The sequence below is a fragment of the Erwinia sp. B116 genome, from assembly GCF_002865965.1.
GTDB lineage: Bacteria > Pseudomonadota > Gammaproteobacteria > Enterobacterales > Enterobacteriaceae > Erwinia.
Genome location: NZ_JRZZ01000002.1, coordinates 200,989 through 207,726, shown reverse-complemented (window position 1 = coordinate 207,726; position 6,738 = coordinate 200,989). Strand labels below are relative to the sequence as shown.

General features: G+C 60.8%; 7 protein-coding genes. 3 read left to right on the top strand and 4 right to left on the bottom strand.

From position 1 onward, the window contains the following. The first annotated feature begins 158 nt into the window (after positions 1–158). Positions 159–1,595: a PLP-dependent aminotransferase family protein gene (locus tag NV64_RS02390; protein ID WP_101505239.1), complete on the top strand. Its 1,437-nt coding sequence runs from the start codon at positions 159–161 to the stop codon at positions 1,593–1,595. A gap of 139 nt (positions 1,596–1,734) precedes the next feature. On the opposite strand, the gene NV64_RS02385 is transcribed toward NV64_RS02390, so the two are convergent. The 3 genes from NV64_RS02385 to yafN all read right to left on the bottom strand — a co-directional run bounded on the left by NV64_RS02385 (position 1,735) and on the right by yafN (position 3,918). Then, positions 1,735–2,913, bottom strand: a complete 1,179-nt coding sequence (locus NV64_RS02385) for an MFS transporter (protein ID WP_101505238.1) — start codon at positions 2,911–2,913, stop codon at positions 1,735–1,737. A 310-nt stretch (positions 2,914–3,223) separates the two neighbouring features. Beyond that, positions 3,224–3,622: a type II toxin-antitoxin system YafO family toxin gene (locus NV64_RS02380; protein WP_199177613.1), complete on the bottom strand. Its 399-nt coding sequence runs from the start codon at positions 3,620–3,622 to the stop codon at positions 3,224–3,226. A gap of 2 nt (positions 3,623–3,624) precedes the next feature. Beyond that, entirely contained in the window at positions 3,625–3,918 is a 294-nt protein-coding gene (gene yafN / locus NV64_RS02375) for a type I toxin-antitoxin system antitoxin YafN (protein ID WP_056239744.1), read from the bottom strand. A gap of 139 nt (positions 3,919–4,057) precedes the next feature. Between yafN and NV64_RS23330 the strand changes: the two genes are divergently transcribed. Beyond that, a complete protein-coding gene (locus NV64_RS23330; RefSeq protein ID WP_158239871.1) occupies positions 4,058–4,309 on the top strand; it encodes a YceK/YidQ family lipoprotein in 252 nt (83 codons plus the stop codon). A gap of 269 nt (positions 4,310–4,578) precedes the next feature. On the opposite strand, the gene fabB is transcribed toward NV64_RS23330, so the two are convergent. Further along, entirely contained in the window at positions 4,579–5,799 is a 1,221-nt protein-coding gene (gene fabB / locus NV64_RS02360; RefSeq protein ID WP_056239376.1) for a beta-ketoacyl-ACP synthase I, read from the bottom strand. A gap of 155 nt (positions 5,800–5,954) precedes the next feature. On the opposite strand from fabB, the gene mnmD reads away from it, so the two are divergent. Then, on the top strand, positions 5,955–6,738 hold a 784-nt coding region (gene mnmD, locus NV64_RS23850), incomplete at its 3' end, for a tRNA (5-methylaminomethyl-2-thiouridine)(34)-methyltransferase MnmD (protein ID WP_369878852.1).

The window sequence follows — 6,738 nt, the reverse complement described above, 5'->3', positions numbered from 1 at the left end:
GATGCTGATGCTGATGCTGATGCTGATGCTGATGCTGATGCTGATGCTGATGATAATGGTGATGACATTGGCATGCTCCCCGATAAATTCAGATTGCCATCATAAGGGCAGATCGGCCTTAATAGTAATACCCATTTTTCAGGCCGGATAAGACCGATATGTCGTCAACCGCCGTCCCCTGGCTGGTGCTGCTTAACCGCGAGCAGGCCGCTACGCGCCAGGAAAAAGTCTGCGCCATGCTGCGCTCAGCGATTCGCAGCGGTCAGCTGGCCGGCGGAACGCGCCTGCCCTCTTCCCGGCTGCTGGCCGTCGATCTGGCGCTGTCGCGCATCACCGTAGAAGCCGCCTACGTCCGACTGGAGAGCGAAGGCTATCTGATCCGCCAGGCAGGGCGCGGCACCTTTGTGGCGGAACACCTCGCCGCCCGCACCACGCGGGTTGCACGGTCAACCACGCCGGTGCTCTCAAGGCGCGGGCAGCAGATCGTCGCCGGCGGCGGCTGCGACGACCCGCCGTTCCCGCAGGCGTTTGCCGCCGGCTCACCGGACCTGCGCGCCTTTCCGCTGCGGCTGTGGCAGCGGCTGACCCGGCAACGGCTGCGGTGGGAAGGCGAGAGCCTGCTCGGCTACGGCGACCCGCAGGGGCTGCCCGCGCTGCGCGAGGCGATTGCCGTTTACCTCGGCCAGTCACGCGGCGTGCGCTGCCACGCCGGTCAGGTGATGGTGTTAACCAGCTCACAGCAGGCGCTGCAGATGATCGCCCTGCTGTTATGCGATCCCGGCGATCGGGTCTGGCTCGAGGCGCCCGGCTATCCCGGCGCCTGGCAGGCGTTTAACGGTGCCGGTGCGGTGGTAGAAGATATCCCCCTGGACAACCAGGGCGCGCAGATCCCAACCGACGCGCCGCCCCCCAGACTGGTCTATCTCACCCCATCTCATCAGTATCCGACCGGCATCACCCTCGGGCTGCAGCGCCGGCTGGCGTGGCTGGCCTTTGCGCGCCAGCAGGGCTGCTGGCTAATTGAGGATGATTACGACAGCGAGTTTCATTACGACGGCAGGCCGATGCCCGCCTTGCAGGGGCTGGAGCCGGACGCGCGCACGCTCTACGTCGGCACCTTCTCCAAGGTGCTGTTCCCGTCGCTGCGGCTGGCGTATCTGGTGGTGCCGGAGGGGTTAATCGATGCGCTGCGCCGTTTGCGCAGCACGCTGGACGGCCACAGCGCCCAGCTGATGCAGGCGGTAACCGCCGACTTTATGCAACAGGGGCATTTCGCCGCCCACCTGCGGCTGATGCGCCAGCTGTACGCCAGCCGCCGCGACCTGCTGCTGCAGGCGCTGGCCGAACGGCTGCCAACCCAGCTGACGCCGCTGCCGCATCAGGGTGGCCTGCAGCTGACGGTACTGCTGAACGGCGGCGACGAGCAGCGGCTGACCCGCGAGGCGGCGGCCGGCGGGCTGCTGCTGCCACCGCTGTCGCCGCTCTGCCGCCACACTACGCCTCAGCAGGGCTGGATCCTCGGTTATTCAGCGCTGCAGCCCGGCGAAATTATGCAGGCGGTCGATAAACTGGCGCGACTCAGTTACCGCGCCTGATGCAGAAAACAGAAAGTCATTGCCAGCCCAGGGCGGCGCAGGCGGCCGACAAGCTGGCACGGCTCAGCTATCGCACCTGACGCAGAAAACCGGAAATAATTATCAGCCCGATGGCGGTCAGTAAGCCGGTGCAGGTCAGCTACTTCGCCTGACGCAGAAAGCCCAGGGTGATCATCAGCCCGACGGCGGCACAGGCGGCGGCGGCGAGGTACACCGAACCATAACCCAGCGCGCCGGCGAGCAGGCCGGTTAGTGGGCCGCTGGCACCATAGGCAATATCCTGGAACGCCGAGAAGCCGCCTAATGCGGTGCCGCGCACCTGCGGCTCAACGCGTTTCAGCACCTCCAGACCCAGCGCCGGGAACACCAGCGAACAGCCGCAGCCGGTCAGCGCCGCACCGGCCAGCGCCATCCAGCCGTTGTTCGCTATCCCCAGCAGCAGCAGGCCCACCAGTTCCACCGCCAGCGACACCAGCGCCACCCGTGCGCCGCCGAACTTATCCGGCAGCCCGCCGAACAGGATGCGCATCAGCACAAACGACAGGCCAAAGGCGGTCAGCGCAAAACCGGCATTGCCCCACTGCTGAGCGGCAAAGTATAACGAGGTAAAGGTGCCGATCACCGCAAAGCCGGTGCCCTGCATCGCCAGCGCCCAGCCCGGACGCAGGATCAACCCGACCACCTTCCACAGCGACGGCCGCTCTCCGCCGTGAACCGGTACCGCCCGCACCCAGCCGTTCAGCGCCAGCGCCAGCAGCGGCAGCAGCACGGTGGCCGCGCCCAGCGCCATAAAGCCCCACTGCCCGTGCAGCCACAGGCCAACTGGCGCACCGGCGGCCAGCGAACCGTAGATCGCCATACCGTTCCACGACATCACCTGGCCGGAGCGCTTCGGCCCGACCAGCCCCATCCCCCAGGTCAGGTTACCGGTCAGCAGCAGGCTCTCGCCAAAGCCCAGCAGCAGCCGCCCGGCCACCAGCAGCGCAAATTTTCCCGCCACCGGCAGCGGCAGTACCGCCGCCAGCAGATAAGCCACACCAACCAGCGCCAGCGCCAGCATCCCCTGCCGGGCGGTGCGCTTCGCGCCGCGCTGGTCGGCCAGCCTGCCGGCATAACCTCGGGTCAGCAGCGTGGCAAAAAACTGAATGCCCACCGCCAGCCCGACCATAACGTTGTTCAGGCCGAGCTCCTGGTGCACATACAGCGGGATCACCGGCAGCGCCAGTCCGGCGGTCAGATAGGCTAAAAAGACGGCGAACGAAATGGTCGCCAGCGGCACGGTGGTCTGCGCCGGACGGGTTTCTGTATGGCTGGACATGACGGTGGCTCCCTGGACAATCGCGGCTTCCCTGCCGGCGGCACGCCGCCTGCGCTGAGCGCAATTAGAATTTTTTTTTCAAGAAAACAAATACTGGCTTATAAGTTTCATTTCGTCAATCGTTGTCAGCCAGCGTGCCGGCAGGTGCGGTAAAAATGATAGCTGAATCGTATAACTTGCCTCTCCCCCGCTACGCTGTTACATGACAGGCAAAGGCACAACGACAGGTGCAGGGCGCAATTTCCCCAGGTGACCAGGTGAATAGAGGTGGAACGACCGATAACAAAGAGGGCGTAGAGTAAAAAAGAGTTTAAAACTTCATCCTGAATGCTTCGGCCATCAAGCCAATTTTATGCATATTATTGTTATCTCGGGCCAGTTTATGTGCATCAGGTTTCAGAATAATAATCAGCAGGTAAGCGTCTGATTCCATCGCCCCCTGGCAGTAAACCAGATGCGCACTATCACTGGTTCTTCTGAACTGGCGGAGAAATTTCGGGAAAGGCGCACTGGCATCGGCCAGATGCAAATGCGCCACCTCTTCCCGTTTGACCAGAGGATATGTGGCGGCATCATCGTAAGGTGCGTCGCGGCCAAACGTATCTGGTAGTACGCCATCCTGTTTATAACCGCGAAAATCCGCAACCAGGTCTTCAAGTTCCTGAGGTGCCAGCTGTTGGCTAATCAACGTCGACTTGAAAACCCTGATGCTCATTCCGTGAACTCCCTGAGGTCGTTATCTGAAGCGCGGTCGAGCAGCTCCTGACCGCTGGCGGTAATCTCGTTCAAACGCGCTGCATTGGGTCTGAAACGGGCAAGACCATGAACGGTCTCCTGCTTGTCCTGCAGCATGTCGATGAGCTCTTCGAACACTCTGGCGCTGACCATATAGCCCGCCGGACGATTGTTCGAGAGTACGGCAACGGGTTCATCAATAAAATACTTCGCCGGATTTTTTCTCAGCTCAGTGATATTTATTGTTTTCTCAGCAAGAATGCGCTCCATAATGTACTCCTCAGTAATCACAATAATGCACATCAAAGTCTACACCAATCCGTACTCACCTGCTACCGCACGAATCATCGCCCATGCAGAACCCACGCGTCATATGCTGCGCAAACCCGTTTTTTCTATGGAGGACAGAATGACAAGGAAGAGCGTGCTAATCGCAGTGATAATTGGCCTGACAGGCTGTGCCACCGTGCAAACCCGCACGCCGGAAACCTATCAGAAAAACTCGTTTTACTCCGGTACGCAGCAGGACGGTCGCTGCTTTTTTGACGCGTGGATGTGTGCGCTTGATCTGCCGCTGTCGCTGGTTGGCGATACGCTGATGCTGCCGTTTGACGGCTGGTATTACCTGCAGACGCCAACCGTAAAGCCTGAAAAGGAATAGCAATAAGCGATCGCCAAAATCTGACAGACAGACAGGCAGACAGAGACAGAGACAGAGACAGAGACAGAGACAGAGACAGAGACAGAGACAGAGACAGAGACAGAGACAGAGACAGAGACAGAATACCTGACAGGGATAAGCAGCGCTGAGTACTGAAGGTGTATTAGTCGCAACGCGACAAAGGTGTATTAGTCGCAACGCGGCAGAAGCAGAAAAAACGGAGTGTAAGTATCGAAGCAACGGGGGCGGAGAGCCCGCCCCCGAAAGGATTACAGCTTACGCATGACCAGGGTGGCGTTGGTGCCACCGAAGCCGAAGCTGTTGGACATCACGGTTTTCAGCGGACGTTCGGTCGGCGTCGTCACGATATCCAGGCCTTCTGCAGCCGGGTCCAGCTCGTCGATGTTGATGCTTGGCGCAACAAAGCCGTGCTCCAGCATCAGCAGCGAGTAGATGGCTTCCTGCACGCCGGCGGCACCCAGCGAGTGGCCGGTCATCGCTTTGGTAGCGGACATCGCCGGGGTTTTGTCCGGGAAGACCGCGCGGATCGCACCCAGCTCTTTCACGTCACCGACCGGGGTCGAGGTGCCGTGGGTGTTCAGGTAGTCGATTGGGGTATCCACGCCTTCCATCGCCAGACGCATGCAGCGCATCGCACCTTCGCCTGACGGGGCAACCATGTCGGCACCGTCAGAGGTCGCGCCGTAACCGACCACTTCCGCATAGATGTGCGCGCCGCGCGCCAGCGCGTGCTCCAGCTCTTCCACCACCACCATGCCGCCGCCGCCGGCGATGACGAAGCCGTCACGGCCTGCATCGTAGGTACGCGAGGCTTTTTCCGGGGTTTCGTTGTATTTGGTCGAGAGTGCGCCCATCGCGTCGAACTCGCAGGACATCTCCCAGCACAGCTCTTCGCCACCGCCGGCAAACACGATATCCTGCTTGCCCAGTTGGATCTGCTCTACCGCGTTACCGATGCAGTGCGCAGAGGTGGCACAGGCGGAGCTGATCGAGTAGTTAACGCCGTGGATTTTGAACGGGGTTGCCAGGCAGGCAGAAACGCCGGACGCCATGGCTTTGGTCACCATATACGGGCCAACGCCGCGCAGGCCTTTGGCACGCATGCCGTCAACGCTGGCCGCCTGATAGAACGGCGAACCGCCGCCGGAGCCGGCCACCAGGCCCACGCGTGGGTTGTTCTGGTACTGCTCATCGGTCAGGCCGGAATCCTTTACCGCTTCCTGCATGGAGAGGAAGGCATATACAGAGGCATCGCTCATAAAGCGCAGCATCTTACGGTCGATACGTGCGGTGATTTCGTCTTTAGACAGCTTGACGTTACCCCAGACGTGACTACGCATACCGGAATCTTTCAGCTCCTGCGAGAAAGTAATACCAGAGCGTCCTTCACGCAGCGACGCCAGAACTTCTTCCTGGTTATTACCAATACTGGAAATGATCCCCAAGCCAGTAATCACAGCACGTTTCATTCAATACCTCTTAACTTCTTCTATTAGGATTCGACACGCACTCTAGCGTACAGATGTACGCCGAACAAGTCCGATCAGCGTATCCTTGTGTAAATTTGCGTAGGCCAGCTCACATAGTTAGAATCGCGCCACCGCCTGATAACGAGCCTTTGCCCTTGAAAACCGCCCCTATAGAACACGCTGAGCTGAGCTGGAACGATCAGGGTACACCTGTATCCCGAGCGTTTGATGACGTCTATTTTTCTAACCAGAACGGACTGGAAGAAACGCGTTACGTCTTCCTCGACGGTAACGGGCTGCCGGCGCGCTTCGCCAGCCATCCGCGTGATCTGTTGATCGTGGCAGAGACCGGGTTTGGCACCGGACTCAACTTCCTCACCCTGTGGCAGGCCTTCGACCGTTTCCGTCTGCAGCAGCCGGACGCTGCACTGCAGCGGCTGCACTTTATCAGCTGTGAAAAATATCCGCTGCAGCCCGCTGACCTCGCCGCCGCCCACGCCAGCTGGCCCGAGCTGGCCGGCTATGCCGCCGCGCTGCGCGCACAGTGGCCGCTGGCGCTGCCGGGCTGCCACCGCCTACTGCTGGACGGCGGCCGGGTGACGCTGGATCTGTGGTTTGGCGATATTAACCAGCTTATTCTCACTTTTGATGACACCCTGAATCAGCAGGTGGATGCCTGGTTCCTGGACGGCTTTGCACCGTCGAAAAACCCGGATATGTGGACGCCGGAACTGTTTCAGTGCATGGCGCGGCTGGCCCGCCCCGGTGCCACGCTCGCCACCTTCACCTGCGCCGGCTTTGTGCGCCGTGGCCTGATTGAAGCGGGCTTTGCGGTACGCAAACGCAAAGGCTACGGCCAGAAGCGCGAGATGCTGGTCGGCGAACTGCCTGCCGCCGTCACCCGCGCCCCGCGTGCCCCGTGGTACGCCCGCCCCGCCG